Source organism: Kribbella caucasensis (genome assembly GCF_004361855.1).
GTDB lineage: Bacteria > Actinomycetota > Actinomycetes > Propionibacteriales > Kribbellaceae > Kribbella > Kribbella caucasensis.
Map to the genome: position 1 here is coordinate 116,969 of NZ_SNWQ01000017.1, position 18,755 is coordinate 135,723.

At 69.1% G+C, this 18,755-nt stretch carries 20 protein-coding genes; 13 read left to right on the plus strand and 7 right to left on the minus strand.

All coding sequences use genetic code 11. From position 1 onward, the window contains the following. Positions 1-48 precede the first annotated feature (48 nt). The 5 genes from EV643_RS30400 (at position 49) to EV643_RS30420 (ending at position 4,327) form a co-directional block, all read left to right on the plus strand. Entirely contained in the window at positions 49-360 is a 312-nt protein-coding gene (locus EV643_RS30400) for a hypothetical protein (protein ID WP_133803609.1), read from the plus strand. Beyond that, positions 357-1,388, plus strand: a complete 1,032-nt coding sequence (locus EV643_RS30405) for an AAA family ATPase (protein WP_133803610.1) — start codon at positions 357-359, stop codon at positions 1,386-1,388. Before EV643_RS30400 ends, EV643_RS30405 begins: the two co-directional genes overlap by 4 nt. After that, positions 1,385-2,377: a DUF58 domain-containing protein gene (locus EV643_RS30410; protein ID WP_166665631.1), complete on the plus strand. Its 993-nt coding sequence runs from the start codon at positions 1,385-1,387 to the stop codon at positions 2,375-2,377. Before EV643_RS30405 ends, EV643_RS30410 begins: the two co-directional genes overlap by 4 nt. Next, positions 2,374-3,321 carry a VWA domain-containing protein gene (locus EV643_RS30415; RefSeq protein ID WP_133803611.1) on the plus strand — a complete coding sequence of 316 codons (948 nt, stop codon included), beginning with the start codon at positions 2,374-2,376 and terminating at the stop codon, positions 3,319-3,321. Before EV643_RS30410 ends, EV643_RS30415 begins: the two co-directional genes overlap by 4 nt. A 226-nt stretch (positions 3,322-3,547) precedes the next feature. Beyond that, complete coding sequence (locus EV643_RS30420) at positions 3,548-4,327, plus strand: S1C family serine protease (protein WP_238165896.1); 780 nt, start codon at positions 3,548-3,550, stop codon at positions 4,325-4,327. 51 nt (positions 4,328-4,378) lie between these two features. Here EV643_RS30420 and EV643_RS30425 read toward each other — a convergent pair whose 3' ends face one another. Then, a complete protein-coding gene (locus tag EV643_RS30425; RefSeq protein ID WP_133803613.1) occupies positions 4,379-4,813 on the minus strand; it encodes a hypothetical protein in 435 nt (144 codons plus the stop codon). 31 nt (positions 4,814-4,844) lie between these two features. Here EV643_RS30425 and EV643_RS30430 point away from each other — a divergent pair, with 31 nt between their 5' ends. Together EV643_RS30430 and EV643_RS30435 are read left to right on the plus strand one after the other, a co-directional pair. Then, positions 4,845-5,735: a LysR family transcriptional regulator gene (locus tag EV643_RS30430; protein ID WP_133803614.1), complete on the plus strand. Its 891-nt coding sequence runs from the start codon at positions 4,845-4,847 to the stop codon at positions 5,733-5,735. Between the two features lie 32 nt (positions 5,736-5,767). Further along, positions 5,768-7,144: a S28 family serine protease gene (locus EV643_RS30435; protein WP_133803615.1), complete on the plus strand. Its 1,377-nt coding sequence runs from the start codon at positions 5,768-5,770 to the stop codon at positions 7,142-7,144. Here EV643_RS30435 and EV643_RS30440 read toward each other — a convergent pair. Next, a complete protein-coding gene (locus EV643_RS30440; protein WP_133803616.1) occupies positions 7,131-7,670 on the minus strand; it encodes an RNA polymerase sigma factor in 540 nt (179 codons plus the stop codon). The genes EV643_RS30435 and EV643_RS30440 overlap by 14 nt on opposite strands. A 55-nt stretch (positions 7,671-7,725) precedes the next feature. On the opposite strand from EV643_RS30440, the gene EV643_RS30445 reads away from it, so the two are divergent. Next, a complete protein-coding gene (locus tag EV643_RS30445) occupies positions 7,726-8,745 on the plus strand; it encodes a serine/threonine-protein kinase (RefSeq protein WP_133803617.1) in 1,020 nt (339 codons plus the stop codon). Here EV643_RS30445 and EV643_RS30450 read toward each other — a convergent pair whose 3' ends face one another. Further along, on the minus strand, positions 8,746-9,774 hold the full coding sequence (locus EV643_RS30450) for a S66 family peptidase (RefSeq protein WP_133803618.1): 1,029 nt from the start codon (positions 9,772-9,774) through the stop codon (positions 8,746-8,748). A gap of 60 nt (positions 9,775-9,834) precedes the next feature. Here EV643_RS30450 and EV643_RS30455 point away from each other — a divergent pair, with 60 nt between their 5' ends. Beyond that, positions 9,835-10,596, plus strand: a complete 762-nt coding sequence (locus EV643_RS30455) for a class I SAM-dependent methyltransferase (protein ID WP_133803619.1) — start codon at positions 9,835-9,837, stop codon at positions 10,594-10,596. Between the two features lie 6 nt (positions 10,597-10,602). Here EV643_RS30455 and EV643_RS30460 read toward each other — a convergent pair whose 3' ends face one another. Genes EV643_RS30460 through deoC form a run of 3 tightly spaced genes read right to left on the minus strand, consistent with a single transcriptional unit; the run spans position 10,603 to position 13,876 of the window. After that, the gene (locus EV643_RS30460; RefSeq protein WP_202869834.1) at positions 10,603-11,478 is read right to left on the minus strand and encodes an aldehyde dehydrogenase family protein; all 876 of its coding nucleotides are present in this window, start codon (positions 11,476-11,478) and stop codon (positions 10,603-10,605) included. Beyond that, positions 11,468-12,904, minus strand: a complete 1,437-nt coding sequence (locus tag EV643_RS30465; protein WP_133803621.1) for an aldehyde dehydrogenase family protein — start codon at positions 12,902-12,904, stop codon at positions 11,468-11,470. Before EV643_RS30465 ends, EV643_RS30460 begins: the two co-directional genes overlap by 11 nt. 3 nt (positions 12,905-12,907) lie before the next feature. Beyond that, positions 12,908-13,876 carry a deoxyribose-phosphate aldolase gene (gene deoC / locus EV643_RS30470; protein WP_133803622.1) on the minus strand — a complete coding sequence of 323 codons (969 nt, stop codon included), beginning with the start codon at positions 13,874-13,876 and terminating at the stop codon, positions 12,908-12,910. Between the two features lie 55 nt (positions 13,877-13,931). Between deoC and EV643_RS30475 the strand changes: the two genes are divergently transcribed. The 4 genes from EV643_RS30475 (at position 13,932) to EV643_RS30490 (ending at position 17,026) form a co-directional block, all read left to right on the plus strand. Then, positions 13,932-14,501, plus strand: coding sequence for a PH domain-containing protein (locus tag EV643_RS30475; RefSeq protein ID WP_238165897.1), 570 nt, complete (start codon positions 13,932-13,934; stop codon positions 14,499-14,501). After that, positions 14,498-15,331, plus strand: a complete 834-nt coding sequence (locus EV643_RS30480; RefSeq protein WP_238165898.1) for an alpha/beta hydrolase — start codon at positions 14,498-14,500, stop codon at positions 15,329-15,331. The genes EV643_RS30475 and EV643_RS30480 overlap by 4 nt, the downstream gene beginning before the upstream one ends. Before the next feature lie 146 nt (positions 15,332-15,477). Further along, on the plus strand, positions 15,478-16,410 hold the full coding sequence (locus EV643_RS30485) for a neutral zinc metallopeptidase (RefSeq protein WP_133803623.1): 933 nt from the start codon (positions 15,478-15,480) through the stop codon (positions 16,408-16,410). 163 nt (positions 16,411-16,573) lie between these two features. Then, positions 16,574-17,026, plus strand: coding sequence for a hypothetical protein (locus EV643_RS30490; RefSeq protein WP_133803624.1), 453 nt, complete (start codon positions 16,574-16,576; stop codon positions 17,024-17,026). Positions 17,027-17,096: 70 nt separating this feature from the next. Here the strand turns inward: EV643_RS30490 and EV643_RS30495 are convergent, their stop codons facing one another. After that, on the minus strand, positions 17,097-18,740 hold the full coding sequence (locus EV643_RS30495) for a phospho-sugar mutase (RefSeq protein ID WP_133803625.1): 1,644 nt from the start codon (positions 18,738-18,740) through the stop codon (positions 17,097-17,099). Positions 18,741-18,755: the final 15 nt, after the last annotated feature.

The window sequence follows — 18,755 nt, forward strand, 5'->3', positions numbered from 1 at the left end:
CCGACCTGATGAATTGGTGGCCAACATCCCGATTCGAAGGAGCAAGGCATGAACCTCCCCGGCAAGCGCATCCTGCTCGGTACCGCGGTCGCCACGGCCGCGCTGGGCATCGGCGGTATCGCCTATGCGGCCGGCGACGAACCGGCGCCCGAGCAGGGCTACGTGACCATCGAGGAAGGCGCCACCACCCCGTCCCCGGGCACCCAGGGCGACGGCCAGAACAGCCGGCGAAGCGCCGAGGACTGCCCGGAGAAGAACGGCGGCGGCGAGGGACAGGGCCAGGCCCAGCCTGAGCAGACCCAGCCGTCGCAGCCCGAGCAGACCCAGCCCGAGCAGGCCGACCCGCAGAGCAACGCATGACCGCAGTACTCGAGCGCGCCCTGTTCGAGGTGAAGCGGGTCGTCGTCGGCCAGGACCAACTGGTGGAGCGGATGCTGGTGGGCCTGCTGGCCCGCGGCCACTGCCTGCTGGAAGGTGTTCCGGGCGTCGCCAAGACGCTGGCCGTGCGGACCCTGGCCGAGGTGATCGGCGGCCGGTTCACCCGGTTGCAGTTCACCCCCGACCTGGTCCCCGGCGACATCGTCGGCACCCGGATCTGGCGGCCGTCGGCCGAGGGCTTCGACACCGAACTCGGCCCGATCTTCGCCAACCTCGTGCTGGCCGACGAGATCAACCGGGCCCCGGCCAAGGTGCAGTCGGCCTTGCTCGAGGCGATGGCCGAACACCAGGTCAGCATCGGCGGCCACAGCTACCCGCTGCCGGAGCCGTTCCTGGTGCTGGCGACGCAGAACCCGATCGAGTCCGAGGGCGTCTACGCGTTGCCCGAGGCGCAACGGGACCGGTTCCTGCTGAAGATCACGGTCGACTACCCCACCCCGATGGAGGAGCTCACCATCCTGCAGCGGATGAGTGCGCACCGGCCGCACGCGAACGCGGTCCTGACGCCCGCGATGGTGAGCGAGTTGCAGGAGGCGACCGAGGACGTCTTCGTGCACAACGCGGTTGCGGAGTACGTCGTCCGGCTGGTCCACGCGACCAGGGCGCCGCAGCAGTACGGGATCAACGACCTTGGCGGCGTACTGGAGTTCGGCGTGAGCCCGCGGGCCACGCTGGGTCTGGTCGCGGCGGGCCGGGCCCTGGCGTTGCTGCGCGGCCGGGACTACGTGTTGCCGGCCGACGTGTACGACGTGGCGCACGACGTGATGGCGCATCGGATGGTCCTCACGTTCGACGCCCTCGCGGACGGGGTCGACCCGCGTGCGGTGGTGTCGAGGGTGCTGAGCGCCGTCGAGCAGCCGCACGTCGTACCGGCTGACGACACGCCTCCTGGCATCAACACGGCAGGCGGGTTCGACCCGACCGGCGGCGTACAGGGGTCGGCGGCATGACCAGTCCGGACGTGCAGGGCGGTACGCCGGGTCAGCTGGTCGGTCCGGACCTGCTGGCTGGGCGGGAGCGGGCTTTGCGGTCGCTGGAGTTGTCGGTCAAGCGGAAACTGGAAGGGTTCCTGCACGGCGACATCACCGGGCTGCGGAGCGGTCCCGGCAGCGAGCCGAACGAGGCCAGGCCGTACCAGGCGGGACAGGACGACGTCCGCCGGATGGACTGGAACGTGACCGCCCGCTCGCTCGAACCGCACGTCCGGGCGCCGCTGGCCGAGCGGGAGCTGGAGACCTGGGCCCTGGTGGACGCGTCCGCCAGCATGGACTTCGGCACCGCGCTCAGCGAGAAACGCGATCTGGCGGTCGCCGTGGTCGGCGCCGTCGGCCTGCTCGCCGACGGCCCGGGCAACCGCCTCGGCGTCCGGGTTGCCCTGGGCGACGAGCTCCGCAGGATCCCCGACGTCGGCGGCGCGGCCGCCCGGCGCCGGACGCTACGGACCCTGCTCTCGTTGCCCAGGGCAACACCTGGCGAGTATCCGGCGACCGACCTCGGCCGGGCGATCACCCGGCTGAACAGAGAACACCCGAGGCCCGGACTCCGAGTGGTCGTCTCCGACTTCCACGGCGCCAGCGGCGGAATATCCGGCTGGGCCCGTCCACTGCGGCGGCTCGCCGCTCGGCATGAGGTGCTCGCGGTCGAGATCCTCGACCCGCGGGAGCTCGAACTGCCCGAGGTCGGCCTGCTCACCCTGGTCGATCCGGAGACGGGCCGCCGCCGCGAAGTACAGACCAGCAAGAAACGGCTGCGCGAGCGGTACGCCGCCGCGATGGCCGAGCAACGTGCCAACACCGCACAGGCGATCCGGGCTTCCGGTGCTGCCCATCTGGTGCTGCGCACAGACACCGATTGGGTTCGCGACGTGGCCGCGTTCACGACCGCCCGCCGCCGGGCAGCGGCCCGCCGAAACCCCCGAGGGAGGACCGGTATCCGATGAGATTCGAGCAACCACTGTGGCTCTGGCTGCTGCTGGTGGCCGCGGCGCTGGTCGTCGCCTACGTCGTCGCGCAGCGCCGGCGGAGCAAGTACGCGGTACGGTTCGCGACCCTGCCGATGCTGGAGAAGGTCGCACCGAGCCGGCCCGGCTGGCGGCGGCACGCGCCGGCGTTCGCGTTCCTGGCCGCGATCGTTGTGCTGACCATCGCGATCGCCCGCCCGGTCGCCGACGTCCAGGTGCCACGGGAGCGGGCCACCGTCGTGGTGGCGATGGACGTCTCCAACTCGATGGCCGCCACCGATGTGGAGCCGAACCGGTTGGAGGTGGCGAAACAGGCCGCGACCGAGTTCGTCAACAACCTGCCGGAGCAGTTCAACGTCGGCCTGGTCTCGTTCGCCCGTACGGCGAACGTGGTGACGCCGCCGAGCACGAACCACCAGGCGACCGTCGACGCGATCGGGGGGCTGACGATGAACGACAGCACCGCGATCGGGGACGCCGTACTGACCAGCCTGCAAGCGGTCCGGTCACTGGACGCGCAGGCCGCGGAGGACCCGCCGCCGGCCCGGATCGTGTTGCTGTCCGACGGAACGAACACCTCGGGCCGCTCGATCGACGAAGGCGCCGAGGCGGCGTCGCAGGCCGGCGTACCGGTCTCGACCATCGCCTACGGAACCGCGGAGGGCACGATCAACCTCGAAGGCCGGACGATCCCGGTCCCCGCCGACACCGAGGCCCTGCGTGGGCTCGCCCAGGACACCGCCGGTTCCTTCTACGCCGCCGAGAGCGACGAGGAACTGCGCGACGTCTACTCCGACCTCCAGTCGTCGATCGGCTGGACCACCGAGGAACGCGAGATCACCAACCTGGTCGCCGGAATCGCCCTGGCCGCCGCGCTGCTGGCCGGCCTGGCATCCCTGTTGTGGTTCTCGCGGTTGCCATGAGCAACTTCCTGAACAGGTTGGAGTTCTAGTGAGTCCTCATCTTGGTCATCCGTTCCGCGGACCGGACTACACCCCCGGTCCACCGCCAGTCGCACCCGAACCACCCGCGGCGCCGACTGGCTTCCCGTTCCCCGTCACCCCGGCCTCCGCCAGACCTTTGCCCCCCTTCCCGTCGGAACCCCCCTCTCTGGCCGCGGCACCTCAGGCCGGGGTGACGGACCGACCCGTGGCAGCTCCGGTACGCCGCCGTACCGGGCGCACGCTGGCCGCCGGGATCGCGTGGGCGATCCTGGCGGGTGGTCTCGCCGGCGCGGTGACAGGTGGTTGGGGCGATGACACGCCGTCGGTCGCGACTGCGGAACTGCCGCAGGCGTCGGCTCCGTCCGCACCGGGCTCGGGTGGTTCGTCGATCGCTTCGGCGGCCGCGAGCGTGCTGCCCGGTGTGGTGTCGGTGCGAGCCGGTCGGGCGACCGGTTCGGGGTTCGCGATCGACCAGCAGGGCCACGTGGTCACGAACGCCCACGTGGTGGAAGGAGCGAGCAATGTGACGCTGGTGCTGTCCAACGGACGGTCACTGGACGCCGAGATCATCGGCGTCGACTCGGACAACGACCTGGCCGTCCTGCAGGTCGCCGCGGACGCGAGCAACTCGGGCCTGCGGGCGCTCACGCTCGGCAAGTCGTCGGAACTCCGGGTCGGTGATCCGGTGCTGGCCGTCGGTTCACCACTCGGCCTGGAGGGCACGGTGACGGCGGGCATCGTCAGCGCGGTCGACCGGCAGGCCCGGTTCGGCGACAGCGGCAGCCGGCAGACCGCGATCCAGACCGACGCGGCCATCAACCCCGGCAACTCGGGCGGCCCGTTGGTCAACGCATCCGGTCAGGTGGTCGGCGTCAACACCGCCATCGCCACCCTCGGCTCCTCCAGCCGCTCCGGCAACATCGGCATCGGCTTCGCCATCCCCGTAGACCGAATGACCACCATCGTCCAAAACCTCATTGACTAGCCCCAACAACGTCCCGCTGCGTGCCCCTCACCTGCACGCAGCGGGACCCAGTCATGCCAGTGGACCGGAGACGGGGTTCGGGGGAAGTGGCTCGTCGGTGTGGTGGTGGAGCCAGTCGTCTAGGTCTTGGGCGGCTTCCAAGGGGTCTTGGAGTAGGTGGGTGCGCCACCAGTCGGTGGTGGTTGGGCCTTCGGGGAGATCGAGGTGGGCGCCGGTGAGGCGGGTGAAGACGACTACCGCTTCGAGGTACCGCGCGGTCGCCTCGAGTAGGTCGGTGGCGATGTCAAGGGCCCAGGCCGGGGTGCCGTCGGCGTGGAGTTCGGTCGGGGCGATGGGTACGGCGCGGCGGGCGGTTTCGGCGAGCTGGCAGGCCTCGTACGACAGGGCTACCCGGGCGCGCGCCGCGGGGCTGTAGTCCGGCATGGTCACCTCCGAGTACGAGGATCCGGCCGGGACGACCTCGTGCACAATGCGGAATTCGTGCACCGTGGGTAAGGCTCAGACGTAGGCTGGTGGGATGCGCTACGACCTCGATGATCTGCGGCTGTTCGTTCACGTGGTCAGCGAAGGTTCCATCACCGCAGGGGCGAAGCAGGTGCACCTGAGCCTGCCGTCGGCGAGTGCGCGGGTGAGAGCGTTGGAGGCGCAGGCCGGTGTGCCTCTGTTGATCCGCGAACGCAGAGGGGTTCGACCGACACCTGCGGGAACCACATTGGCAAGGCATGCGCAGGCTGTCCTGGCCGAGACCACCCGGCTCGACAGCGCGGTCGGGAGTTACACGGCGGCCCCCGGAAGGCCCGTCGTACTGGTTGCGGGGGCCTCGGCGATGCATCGGCTGGTCCCGCTGGCGCTGACGAGTTTCCTGCGCGCCCACCCGGAGTACGACGTGTCGGTCTCCGAGCATCGGACCCCGGAAAGCCTGCGGTTGCTCGCTAATGGCGAGGCGGATCTGGGGATCGTGCTGCACGACGAGGCAGGCGAGACCGAACTGCCGATCGAACCACTAAGCGACGACCATCTCGTCGTGATCGGTCAGGCCGGCGGCGTCCTCAGCGGGCGGACCGGGATGACGTACCGCGAGGCCGCCGAGCACCCGATGGTCGGGCTTTCCCTGGATTCGTCCCTGCGTCAATGGATCGACCGGCATCTCGCGAAGAACGCGCCGGTCGCCCGGTTCCGCACCCTCGTCCCCGATCTGCACACTCTGATCACCCTCGCGACGGCCGGTGCGGGACTGGCCGTCGTCCCGCGCCCCGCAGTACCGGAGAACCTCGAGCTGGACCTCTGCCCGTTGGAGGATCCGTGGTCCCTCCGCCGCCATCTCCTCGCCCGCGGCAGGCGCCGCGCGACCCCGGCCGGCCGCGCCCTGGCCGATCACATTCACCGCGCAGCAGGTTACCCTCGGTAGTGGAGTGTCGCCCCACACCCAGGAGTCCGCCCATGCGTCTGCTCAAGCTGTTCCTGGTCACCACCTTGCTCGTCCTCTCGGGAGTGACGCCGGCGGCCGCGGATCCGGTCGACGATGTGCGAGCCAAGCTGGCGACCATCCCGGGATTGCGGATCGAGAGCAGTGCGACGGTCAACGGGAAGCCGTTCTTCGTGCTCTGGTACACCCAGCCCGCGGATCACAAGCGGCCGAACGGCGAGAAGTTCGAGCAGCGGGTGACCTTGTGGCATCGCGGCTTCGACCGGCCGACCGTCCTGCACACGACCGGGTACGGCGGTGTCGGCGGCGCGTTCACGGCCGAGCCGACGCGACTCGTCGACGGCAACCAGCTCAACGTCGAGCAGCGGTTCTTCAACAACTCGACCCCGAAGAGCCAGGACTGGACCAAGCTGAACATCTGGCAGGCCGCGAGCGATCATCACCGGATCATCCAGGCGTTCAAGCAGGCGCTGTATCCGGGCCGCTGGGTTTCCACCGGCGCTTCCAAGGGCGGGATGACATCGGTCTACCACCGCCGGTTCTACCCGGATGACGTGGACGCGACGGTCGCCTACGTGGCGCCGCAGGACGTGGTGAACCGGCGCGACTCGTACGTCGACTTCATCCAGCGGGCGGGCCAGGATCCGCAGTGCAACCTGGCTCTGCGGAACCTGCAGCGCAACACGTTGCTCCGGCGGCCGGCGATGGTGGCGAAACTGAAGGACTTCGCCGCCGCGAACGGACTGACGTACGAGAGCACCTTCGGCTCGGCGGATCGGGCGTTGGAGGCGGCCCTGCTGGACACGCCGTTCGCGTTCTGGCAGTACGGAACCCAGCTGGACTGCGCAGTCGTGCCCGGGAGCGCGACCGCGACCGACCAGCAGTTGTTCGAGTTCGTCGACCGGATCGCGGGCTGGTCGTTCTACTCGGACGAGGGCACAGCGCCGTTCCTGCCGTACTTCTACCAGGCGACGCAGCAGTTGAACTGGCCCGATGTGGCGAGCAAAACCACGTGGTTGAAGGGTTTGCTGCGTTATCGGGAAGCCGGTGACGCCCCGGCCGCCGTACCGGATGCGATCGAGCCGAAGCACGAACCGCTCGCGATGGGCGATGTCGATACGTGGCTGAAGACGAGTGGCCGGCGAATGCTGTTCGTGTACGGCGAGAACGATCCGTGGAGCGCGGAGAAGTTCGAGCCCGGGCCGGGGACCAGGGATTCGCACTGGTACACCGTCCCGGCCGGCAACCACGGATCGAACATCGGTGCCTTGCCGGCCGCGCTTCGCACCGAGGCGACCCGGATCCTGCAGCAGTGGATGGCCGCTCCGGTCGACACCACGATCCAGTCGAGGACCGTGGATCCAGGGGCGCTGCGGCTCAGCGGACGGTGAGGTGCTCGGCGACTTGTTTGCGGGCCTGGTGGATCCGGGCCTTCACGGTGCCGAGCGGTACGTCGAGCTCGTCCGCGATCTCGGCGTACGACATCGCGCCGAGGTCCCGGAGTACCAGCGGTTGCACCAGTTTCGGGTGGTTCGACTCGAGCGCCTCGAGTGCCTCCAGCAGATCGAGGCGGGAGCCGGCGATCACCGACGTGGTCCGCGGGTCGACGGCCTCGGGCAACACCTCGGCGGAGGACTCGACCGAGCGGCGCTTGAGCGAGCGGTAGGTCTGCCGGGCCTGGTTCGTCGCGACCACGGTCAGCCAGCCGGCGAAACTTCCGGTGCCCTTGAAGGTGTGGATCTTGGTCGCCACCGTCATCAGGGTGTCCTGCGCGGCCTCTTCGGCGTCCTCGCGGAACGGCAGGAACTTGGCGACCCGGCGCTGCACCTGCGGGCGGATCGCCTGTAGCAGTTCATCCAACGCGGTCTGGTCGCCGTGCGACGCCTGCGCCGCGAGGTCCTCCAGGTCCTCGTTCATGCTCCCCCAAAGCTCGTGTTCGCTTATGTCCCCTCAGTCACCGACAATAGCCGGGATGGACGTCATCGGGCGGTACCGGCTGCAGTCGAAGATCGGCGCGGGTGCCTTCGCAACGGTCTGGCGCGGGTACGACGACGATCTCGACGTCGACGTGGCCGTCAAGGTGCTGGCGGACAACTGGGCGTCCCGGTCGGATGTGCGCGAGCGGTTCCTGGCCGAGGCGCGGCTGATGCGCCGGATCGCCAGCGACCGGGTGGTCCGGGTGTTCGATCTCGGTGAGCTGCCCGACGGCCGGCCGTACTTCGTGATGGACTACGTCGGCGGCGGCACGATCGCGGGCCTCCTGGCCGAGGGGCCGGTGGATCCGGCCGACGCGCTCTGGTGGGGTGCGGACCTGGCCCGCGCGGTCGCCGCCCTGCACGCCGAGGGCGTCGTACACCGTGACATCACCCCGGCGAACCTGCTGCTCCGGCCCGCCAACGGCCAGGAGTCCGGCGGCGGCACCCATCGGATCGTGCTGGCCGATCTCGGCCTGGCCAAGCGCGCGGCCGAGGCCTCCGGGCTGACCCAGGCGGTCGGGACCCCGTCGTACATGGCGCCTGAGCAGGGCCGAGGCGACGGCGGCTTCGACGAGCGGGCCGACGTGTACGCCGTTGGCGCGGTCACGTATGCCCTGCTGACCGGGCGGGCGCCGTTCGTGGCGGCGACCATCAACGACGTGCTCGGCCGCGACCCGGACAGCAACCCGCCAAGCCTGCGGCCGTTGCTGCACGACGCGATCGGACCTGTCGACGAGATCCTCGCCCGGGCCTGCGCATACCGCGTCGGCGACCGCTGGAACCGCGCCGACACCCTCGCCGACCGCCTCGAGGCCGAGGCCTACCGGCTCGAACAGGAAGCACCCCTGCTCGCCTCGCGCCGCACCACCGTCGGCAACGTCGACGAGATCGGTACGACGATCGCGGCCGCCGCTGGGGAGTCGCGACGTCGGCGCGGCCGCGGATGGTTGCTGGTCGCCCTGCCGGTGGTGTTCGCCGCCGCGGCGGCGGGTGGATGGTTTCTCCTTGGCCGCTGATCAGTAAGTGACCGTGATCCGCTGGTTCAACGCGTCCACCTGCGCTATGCCGCCATAGGGGAGGATCAGCTGGGGGTCGGTGTGGCCAATGTCCAGGCCGGTCACCAGCAGGGCCGCCGGGTTGTACTCCGCGAGCGCGCGGCTGACGGCGGCGTACTGGTCGGTCGTGTAGGCGGTGCTCTCGTCGGCCGTCAGGTGCTGCTCGAGGGACCAGGCCTTCGGGCGGCCCCAGAGCACGGCGTCGAAGCGCCTCAGCAGGCCGCGCTCGCCGAGATTGCGCAGCATGCGGTACACCTGCGGTGCGCTCGGCAGCTCCTCGCTCGTCTCCAGGAAGAGCACCCCGGAGTACTCCTCGGCCGGCAGCATCCAGCGCCCGGCCGCGAGCTGCCAGTCGATGATCTCCAGACATCCACCCCACAGCCGCCCACTCACCTGCTCAGCTGAGCCGTGCCAGGTCCAACCGGTCCCAGGGAACAGCTCCGGCTCAGTCTCAAGTGAGCTCGGATCGGCCCAGTCGCGGTCCCGGTCGGTCCAGCCGGACGCTGGCGTGAGCTCGAAGTCGCCCGAGGTGAACAGCGCGGCCCGCAGCGATCGCTCGCTGTCCGGGTGCATCGCGCCGCCCCGGCCGAACTGCACCATCACGCTCCCGCCGTGAAACGCCGGAATTCCCAGCGAATAAAGGAAGTTCAGCAGGTTCGTGTTGTCGCTGTACCCGAAGAAGGGTTTCGGGTCGGCCCGGAAGACCGCCGGATCGAGGTGCTTCAGCACGGTGAGCTGATCGTCCCCGCCGATGGTCGCGATCACCGCCCGAATGGACGGATCCGACCAGGCCGCGTGCAGATCGGCTGCCCGCTGCTCCGGCGTCGACGCCAGCTTCCGGGTCGTCGGATACTCCACCGGCTCCAGCCCGAACGAGCTCAGCCGCCGCAGCCCGAGCTCGTACGGCGCCGGGAAGATCTCGGGCAGTCCACCGGACGGCGAGACCACGGCAACTTTGTCACCCAGCACGGGCTTGGCTGTGAAGATCATGACGCGACCGTATCCCAGGGTTGCTTGGCGAAAAGGGCAGGAAGTCGGTACGTTCGTGCGATGACAAGCTCGGGCGCTCCCGGCGGTTACGACCCCAAGCACTTCGAGTCGCTGTTCGCGCTCGACTCGACCAGCTTCTGGTTCCGTGCGCGCAGCGACCTGATCAACTGGGCGCTCGACCGCTACTTCCCGTCCGCCCGTTCCTTCCTGGAACTGGGCTGCGGCAACGGTTACGTGATCGATCGGGTCCGGCAGATCCACCCGGACTGGCGGCTGGTCGGCACCGAGTTGTTCGAGGAGGGCCTGGCGAACGCCCGGATCCGGATGCCGTCCGGCGTCGAGCTCACCCAGATGGATGCGACTCGCAACCCGTACGCCGCGGAGTTCGACGTGGCCGGTGCCTTCGACGTGATCGAGCACATCGAGGACGCGCCCGCCGTACTCGCCGGGATGTTCGAGGCGGTGAAGCCGGGTGGCGGGCTGCTGATCACCGTTCCGCAGCACAAGTGGTTGTGGAGCGGCGCGGACGTCGCGGCTCATCACGTCAAGCGGTACACCCGGAGGGAGCTGGCCGGGGAGATCCGGGCGGCCGGGTTCGAGCCGGTGCGGATCGCGTCGTTCGTGTCGCTGCTGCTGCCCGCGATGATGCTGTCGCGGCTGCTGAAGAAGGACGCCGCCGACGTCGAGGGTGAACTCGACATGGCGGCGCCGCTGAACAAGGCGTGCTACGCGGTGATGCGGCTCGAGGGTGCGCTGGTCCGCGCGGGCCTCAACTTCCCGGCGGGCGGTTCCCTGCTCGCCGTCGCCCGCCGGCCCGCATAAGCCGGGTCAGACCCCGATCGGGTGCCAGACCGTCTTCGTCTCCAGGTACTGCGTGAGCCGGGACAGCCCCGGCGATGCGAACCAGTCCTCCTCGGCCGGACGGCGGACCCGCTTGAGGTTCTCCGCCGCGGCCGCCTCCAGTTCGCGGGCCTCGTCCGGATCCTCGATCCCGCACAGGTCGATCGCGTTCACGTCCAGGTGGGACGCCAGCCACGGGCCGATCTCCGAGGCGGACCCGGTCAGGATGTTGACCACCCCACCCGGTACGTCGGACGTCGCCATCACCTCGCCCAGCGTGATCGCCGGCACCGGCCGCTCGAACGAGGTGACCACAACGGCCGTGTTGCCCGACACGATCGCCGGCGCGATCACGCTCGTCAGGCCGAGCAGGCTGTCGTCCTGCGGCGCCAGTAGCGCCACCACACCAGTTGCTTCGGGCAAGGAGAAGTCGAAGTACGGGCCGGCCACCGGGTTGCTCGAGCCGACCACCTGAGCCAGTTTGTCCGCCCAGCCGGCGTACCAGACCCAACGGTCGATCGAGGCGTCCACCAGGGACCGGGCCTTGCTGATCGACAGTCCCTCGGCGGCCGCGACCTCGGCGCTGAACTGGTCGTGCCGGCCCTCCATCACCTCGGCGATCCGGTAGAGCACCTGGCCGCGGTTGTACGCCGTCCGGGTGGACCAGCCGCCGAACGCCTTGCGGGCCGCGACGACGGCGTCCCGGGCGTCCTTGCGGGAGGCCTGCGACGCGTTCGCGAGAAACTTGCCCTTGGCATTGGTCACGACGTACGAGCGCCCCGATTCGCTGCGTGGGAAGGCGCCGCCGACGTACAGCTTGTAGGTCTTGCGGACGTCGAGCCGCCCAGGTTCTCTAGTGGGCAAGGTAGGCCTCCAGACCATGCCGGCCACCCTCGCGGCCGTAGCCCGACTCCTTGTACCCGCCGAACGGCGAGGCCGGGTCGAAGCGGTTGAACGTGTTCGCCCAGACCACGCCGGCGCGCAGCTGGTTCGCCATCCACAGGATCCGGGAACCCTTCTCGGTCCAGACGCCGGCGGACAGCCCGAACGGGGTGTTGTTCGCCTTCTCCACCGCCTCGGCCGGGGTCCGGAAGGTGAGCACGGACAGGACCGGCCCGAAGATCTCCTCGCGGGCGATCCGGTGCGCTTGCGACACCCCAGTGAACACCGTCGGCGGGAACCAGTAGCCCTGCGACGGCAGCTCGCACTCGGGCGACCAGCGCTCGGCGCCCTCGTCCTCGCCGACCTGCGACAGTTCGCGAATCCTGGCCAACTGCTCGGGTGAGTTGATCGCGCCGATATCGGTGTTCTTGTCCAGCGGATCGCCGATTCGGAGGGTGCCCATCCGGCGCTTGAGCCGGGCCAGCACCTCGTCGTACACGCTCTCCTGGACCAGCAGGCGCGATCCGGCGCAGCAGACGTGACCCTGGTTGAAGAAGATGCCGTTGACGATGCCCTCGATGGTCTGATCGATCGGCGCGTCCTCGAAGACGATGTTCGCTGCCTTGCCGCCGAGCTCGAGGGTGACCTTCTTGTCGGTGCCCGCGACCGCCTTGGCGATCGCCCGGCCGACCGCGGTCGAACCGGTGAACGCGACCTTGTCGACGCCCTCGTGGGTGACCAGATTCTCGCCGGTCCTGCCCGCGCCGGTGATGATGTTGACGACACCCGGCGGCAGGTCGGCCTGCTGGCAGATCTCCGCGAACGCGAGCGCGGTAAGCGGGGTAGTCTCAGCCGGCTTGAGTACGACGGTGTTGCCCGCGGCGAGGGCCGGCGCGATCTTCCAGGCCAGCATCAGCAACGGGAAGTTCCACGGGATCACCTGACCCGCGACCCCCCACGGCTGCGGGTCCGGGCCGGCGCCGGCGTACTCGAGCTTGTCGGCCCAGCCCGCGTAGTAGAAGAAGTGCGCGGCGACCAGCGGTACGTCGACGTCGCGGGACTCGCGGATCGGCTTGCCGTTGTCCAGCGACTCCAGCACCGCCAGTTCGCGGGCCCGCTCCTGGATCAACCGGGCGATCCGGAACAGGTACTTCGCCCGGTCGCGGCCCGGCATCGGGCCCCAGACCTTCTCGTGCGCCTTCCGGGCCGCCTTCACCGCCTTGTCCACATCGGCCGGACCGGCTTCGCTGACCTCGGCCAGCACCTCCTCCGACGCGGGGCTGACGGTCTTGAACGGCTTACCGTCGGTCGCTTCGACGAAGGCGCCGTTGATGAACAAGCCGTACGACGACTTGATGTCCACGATGGCCCGGGATTCCGGCGCCGGTGCGTACTCGAATCTGCTCATGCCTCAGTCCAGCGTGAAATAGTCGGGTCCGGAGTAGTTCCCGGTGGCCAGCTTGGTGCGTTGCATCAGCAGGTCGTTCAGCAGACTGGACGCGCCGAAGCGGAACAGCTCCGGGTCCAGCCAATCGGGTCCGGCCGTCTCGTTGACCATCACCAGGTACTTGATCGCGTCCTTCGAGGTCCGGATCCCACCGGCCGGTTTGACGCCGATGTGCAGCCCGGTGTTCTCGTGGTAGTCCCGGACCGCCTCCAGCATCACCAGCGTCACCGGCAGCGTCGCCGCCGGGGACACCTTGCCGGTCGAGGTCTTGATGAAGTCCGCGCCGGCCAGCATCGCCAGCCAGGACGCGCGCCGGACGTTGTCGTAGGTGACCAGTTCGCCGGTCTCCAGGATCACCTTCAGATGAGCGTCACCGGCCGCCTCGCGGATCGCGGTGATCTCGTCGAAGACCATCCCGTACCGGCCGGACAGGAACGCGCCCCGGTCGATCACCATGTCGACCTCGTCGGCGCCGGCGGCCACCGCGTCCTTGGTGTCCTGCACCTTGATCGCCAGACTCGACCGCCCACTCGGGAACGCGGTCGCCACACTCGCCACGTTGATCCCCGAACCCCTGAGCTCGTACTTCGCGGTGGCGACGAGGTCGGGGTACACGCAGACGGCGGCGACCTGCGGCGCGGTCGAGTCGGCCGGGTCGGGCCGCCTCGCCTTCGCGCACAGCGCCCGCACCTTGCCCGGGGTGTCCTGCCCCTCCAGGGTGGTCAGGTCGATCATCTGGATCGCCAGATCGAGCGCGTACGCCTTGGCGGTGGTCTTGATCGACCGGGTACTCAGCGTCGCGGCCCGGGCCTCGGCGCCGACCTGGTCAACGCCGGGCAACCCCAGCAGGAACCGGCGCAGCCGATCCTCTGAAGAGGTCACGTCGGCCAGCCCGTCAACGCCGGCACCGACGCCGCTGTCGATAGTCGTCACCCTCGGCAGTCTAGTCCGATTCCCACCCCCTGCTGGCGGGAGCTACCTTGTCCGGGTGAAACCGAAGGTGTCTGAGAACGAGCAGTATCTGTCCCAGTCGAACCGGATCACCGGGGCCGTGGTGATGCTGATCGGGCTGGTCGGGCTGATCGACATCGTGATCGAGTGGCGGACGATGGGCGGTCTGCTGGTCTCCGCGCTGATCGGGATCCTGATGGTGCTGACGTACGTCGGGCTGTTCCGGCCGTCGGTCACACTGCGCCCCGACGGTCTGCTGATCCGTAACCATGTCCGCGACCACCAGGTGCCGTGGAACCTGATCACCGACGTGGACGTGACCGACATCCTGCGGGTGCACACCGGGGAGGACGCGAAGATCCGCTGCCCGGGCGTCCAGGTGGTGATGAAGGACATGCGTAAGCAACGCGTCGGCGGCCGCAAGCTCGGCGCGGAGAACTCGATCACCCGCGCCGACTTCGTGGTCGACCGGATCGAGAACCACCGCGAGAGGTACGCGTCGACGGCCGACCCCGACGCCAAGATCGTCACGAGCTGGGCCAAGCCCGAGCTCTACATCCTGGCCGCCCTGGTCGTCGTCGGCGTGCTTGCCCAATTCCTCCGTTGACCCCACGAACCCGCCGCGCGTTCCTGATCGGCGGTGTCGCTGCGTTGGCGGGCGGCGTCGGATTACTGGAGGCCGGCGTACTCCCGGGCCGCGCCCGCGTGCACGACGTACTGGGGTTGACCGGCGAGGACGGTGTCGTACCGGACGTTCCAGCCGGGCCGACCGTGTCCGGCAGCTTCGCGTCCGCGGCGCGTCGTACGACGGTCGGCTACACCGTGATCTACCCATACGGCCAGCGACCCGACGCTCGGATCCCGGTCGTCCTCATGTTGCACGGTCGCGGCGGCGACCACTCATCGGCGATCAATGATCTCGGGGCCGACCGGTTTCTGAGTCAGGTCGTTCAATCCGGTACTACGCCGTTCGCGCTTGTCGCGGTCGACGGCGGCCGGGACAACTACTGGCATCGGCGCGCGACCGGCGACGATCCTCAGCGTATGCTCACCGCGGAACTCCTTCCCCTGTTGACGAAACGCGGCCTGCGGACCGACCGGTACGGCGTACTCGGGTGGTCGATGGGCGGGTACGGTGCGCTCCTGCTCGCGACGGGTGGGCGAAGCGGGCTGGTGGCTGCGGGGGCGATGAGTCCGGCGCTCTGGCATGAGTACGGCGACACGACGGACGGGGCATTCGACGGGCCGGACGACTTCCGGGCGCATCAGGTGTTCGGCCGGACCGGCGAGTTCCGGAATGTTGCTCTGCGCATCGATTGTGGGCGGGACGATCCGTTCGCCGGTGCTACCCGGGATCTGCGGATCGAGGTTCGGGCCGAGGGCGGGTTGCAGGCCGGGGCGCCATACCGCTGGTTACTGGCGCCGCATGCTGCCTGACCAACTGCGGTTCCTGGGCCGGATTTTGGCCGAATGAGGGGAACTTCACGCCGAAGTGCCGCGTCGGAGCCCGTGTTCGATCGGAGTTGACCTCCCGGTGATCCAGGATGACTCCGTAAGTCCCCCAGTACTCGAGAGTGGAGCGCATGAAACTACGAGTGAGCAAGAAGCTGCGCGGTCTGGTCGCGGTCGGTGCCGTGGCCGCTTGCGCGGTCCTCGCGGTACCGAACGCGCAAGGCGCGCCGACCGTCGCGGCCGCCCCGACGGGGGCACTGCCCCCGGTCCCGGTTCAGGGACAGGACGGCAAGGTCTACGACTCCGGCCGCGACGCGTGGTCCTCCGCCAGCGCCTGGAACGCAGTGGCCAAGAACCGGATCTACAACACGTACGCGATCCCGGCCTCGAAGTGCAAGCGGCCGAACGTCGCGCTGAACACTGAGTACCGGGTCCGGTACTTCGAGCAGGAACTCGTTCGCTGCATGTCCACGGTCTGGAAGACCAACCTGTGGCGCTCGGGTGCCGCGAAGTGGAACGTGACGCCGGCACTGGTGGTGCACGGCTACAACACGGTCAAGTCCGCGTGTGGCAGCGTCACCGGCTGGATCTCGTTCTACTGCAGCGCCGGCAACGGCACGATCTACATCCCGTGGCGCCAGATCGTCACGTACTACGCGGACAACCCGACGTACGCCGTCGCGTACGCGACCAACACGATCGCGCACGAGTACGGTCACCACGTGCAGCACATGGCCGGCATCCTGACCGCGTCCCACTGGCGCCAGGACCACATGTCGTACGAGGCCGGGCTGCAGGAGAGCCGTCGTCGTGAGCTGCAGGCGTCCTGCTTCGGTTCTGCCTACATCGGTTCGAACAAGGCGTACTACCCGATGACCGGTGGGCTGAAGGACATGTGGGACTACGTCGTCTCGCACTCCGGCGACCGTCCGGGCTACCCGCGGGACCACGGTTCCTGGACCAGCCACAACTTCTGGTCGCAGGCCGGTTTCAAGGGCAACGGCACCTACAGCCACCCTGGTAGCTGCCAGACCTGGTCTGTGCCGGCGACCAAGGTTGCCTGACCGGTTACAGCACGCGTAACGAAGGCGCCCGGAATGCGTTGGCATTCCGGGCGCCTTCGCGTTTTGCCGACACGTACACGATCTGCGATCGTGTGGTTACCGTGTTTTTGGTCCGCACGCCTTAGAGTCTGGGTCGAACGTCGAACGGCAGGAGTCAAGGACAGTGAACTACGACGAGTTCAACACCGAGTACACAAAGGTGCTGGACAAGATCAAGAGTGGTAAGTGCAGCTGGTCGGAGCTGTCCGGGCATGTCACCCGGCTGCGCCAGGCGACCGCCGGGATCACCGGGCCGGTCGAGCGGGCGCAGATCGACAGCGACCTGGCCGCGCTCGGCCAGATGGTCGACCTCTCCCGCCGGACGAACGACAAGGAGGACGTCTGGACGGTCACCTCCGAGGCGATCCGCCGGGCCAGCAGCCAGGAGGGCACGGTCGCCGACCGGATCGCCCGGATCGAGCTCAGCATCACCGAGATCTCGACCCTGGCGAACCGGAACCCGGACGAGCGGGATGCGCTGATGCAGTCGACTAGCACCCTGCGGATCCTGCACGCCTCGCTGCAGAGCTCGCTCCGCACCGAGCAGGCCGAGCAAGAGGCCGCCGGCATTCGCTGATCTCAGCCAGGTCAGCTACAACTCCAGACAGCACGAAGGGCCCCTGACACCAGGGGCCCTTTCGTGTTGCTCAGATACCGGCGGCTGCCGCCAGGTCCTTCTTGATAGCGGCCAGTTCTTCGGCTGCTTGGGTGCGCGCTGCGGCGACGTCCGAGTCCGAGACCGGGATCACGACCTCCAGGTAGCACTTCAGCTTCGGCTCGGTACCGGACGGCCGGACGACCACCCGCGCGCCCTCGGACAGCGTGTAGCGCAACCCATCCGTCGGCGGCAGCGCCTCGCTGCCCTCGCTCAGATCGTCGACCCGCTCCACGGCATGCCCACCCAGCGAGGTCGGCGGCGTCGCCCGCAACCGGTCCATCGCCGCCGCGATCAGGCTGAGATCCTCGACCCGGGCCGACAACTGGTCCGTCGCGTGCAGCCCGTACTTGATCGCCAGGTCGTCCAGCAGATCCAGCAGCGTCCGCCCCTCGGCCTTCGCCCCCGCCCCCAGTTGCAGCACCCGGACGAGCGTCGAGACCCCGTCCTTGTCCTTCACGGCAGCCGGATCCACGCAGTACCCGAGCGCCTCCTCGTACCCGAACACCAGTCCCGGCACCCGCCCGATCCACTTGAATCCGGTCAGCGTCTCGGCGTACCGGACCCCGTACGCCGCCGCGATCTTCCCCAGCAGCGACGACGACACGATCGAGCAAGCGGCCACCCCGTCCGGCCGCGACGACAGCAAGAACTCCCCGAGCAACGCCCCCAACTCGTCCCCGCGCAGCATCCGCCAACCACCCTCGGCCGACGGATCCGGTACGGCGACCGCACAGCGATCCGCATCGGGATCGTTCGCGACCGCCAGATCGGCCCCCTGCGACCGAGCGAGCTCCAGCGCCGCGTCGATCGCCCCCGGCTCCTCGGGATTCGGGAACGACACGGTCGGGAAGTCCGGATCCGGGTCCGCCTGCGACGCCACCACAGCCGGTACTGCGAACCCCGCGCGCTCGACCGCGTTCTCCACCAGGACGCGGCCGACTCCGTGCAAAGGCGTGTACGCCACGGTCAGCTCGCGCGGTGCATCGGCCGGGACCAGGGTCGCGATCCGGTCGAGGTAGGCGTCGAGTAGTTCGTCGCCGATCGTCTGCCAGTCGTCCCCGCGCGGTACGGACGCCATCGGGCCGACCGCTTCGATGGCTGCGGCTATCTCGGAGTCCGCGGGCGGCACGATCTGGGATCCGTCGCCGAGGTACACCTTGTACCCGTTGTCCTGCGGGGGATTGTGCGAGGCGGTGACAACCACACCGGCGACCGCTTTCAGATGCCCGATCCCGAAGGCGATCACTGGCGTCGGTGCAGGCCGGTCCAGGAGTACGGCTTCCAGTCCGGCGCCTCGGACCACGGCTGCGGTGTCCTGCGCGAAGACGTCCGACTTGTGCCGGGCGTCGTACCCGATCAGGACGGGACCGTCCGTGAGTCCGTTGGCCTGCAAGTAGGCGCACAACCCGGCCGCGGCGCGGATCACGACCATGCGGTTCATCCGGTTCGGCCCGGCTGCCACGGCACCGCGCAGACCCGCCGTTCCGAACTCCAGCGTCCCGGCGAACCGGTCCGCGAGCTCGGGCTCGTCCCCCGAATCCAGCAGCTCCCGGAGCTCGGCGCGCGTGTCGGGGTCGGGGTCCTCGCTCAGCCAGGCTTCGGCGGCGGCACGAACATCATCGTTGACGGTCACGCCCGCACGATACCG

Coding starts and splice junctions, on each gene's coding strand:
- EV643_RS30400 (WP_133803609.1), top strand. CDS start 49: ATGAACCTCCCCGGCAAGCGCATCCTGCTCGGTACCGCGGTCGCCACG.
- EV643_RS30405 (WP_133803610.1), top strand. CDS start 357: ATGACCGCAGTACTCGAGCGCGCCCTGTTCGAGGTGAAGCGGGTCGTC.
- EV643_RS30410 (WP_166665631.1), top strand. CDS start 1,385: ATGACCAGTCCGGACGTGCAGGGCGGTACGCCGGGTCAGCTGGTCGGT.
- EV643_RS30415 (WP_133803611.1), top strand. CDS start 2,374: ATGAGATTCGAGCAACCACTGTGGCTCTGGCTGCTGCTGGTGGCCGCG.
- EV643_RS30430 (WP_133803614.1), top strand. CDS start 4,845: ATGCGCTACGACCTCGATGATCTGCGGCTGTTCGTTCACGTGGTCAGC.
- EV643_RS30435 (WP_133803615.1), top strand. CDS start 5,768: ATGCGTCTGCTCAAGCTGTTCCTGGTCACCACCTTGCTCGTCCTCTCG.
- EV643_RS30440 (WP_133803616.1), bottom strand. CDS start 7,670: ATGAACGAGGACCTGGAGGACCTCGCGGCGCAGGCGTCGCACGGCGAC.
- EV643_RS30445 (WP_133803617.1), top strand. CDS start 7,726: ATGGACGTCATCGGGCGGTACCGGCTGCAGTCGAAGATCGGCGCGGGT.
- EV643_RS30450 (WP_133803618.1), bottom strand. CDS start 9,774: ATGATCTTCACAGCCAAGCCCGTGCTGGGTGACAAAGTTGCCGTGGTC.
- EV643_RS30455 (WP_133803619.1), top strand. CDS start 9,835: ATGACAAGCTCGGGCGCTCCCGGCGGTTACGACCCCAAGCACTTCGAG.
- EV643_RS30465 (WP_133803621.1), bottom strand. CDS start 12,904: ATGAGCAGATTCGAGTACGCACCGGCGCCGGAATCCCGGGCCATCGTG.
- EV643_RS30485 (WP_133803623.1), top strand. CDS start 15,478: ATGAAACTACGAGTGAGCAAGAAGCTGCGCGGTCTGGTCGCGGTCGGT.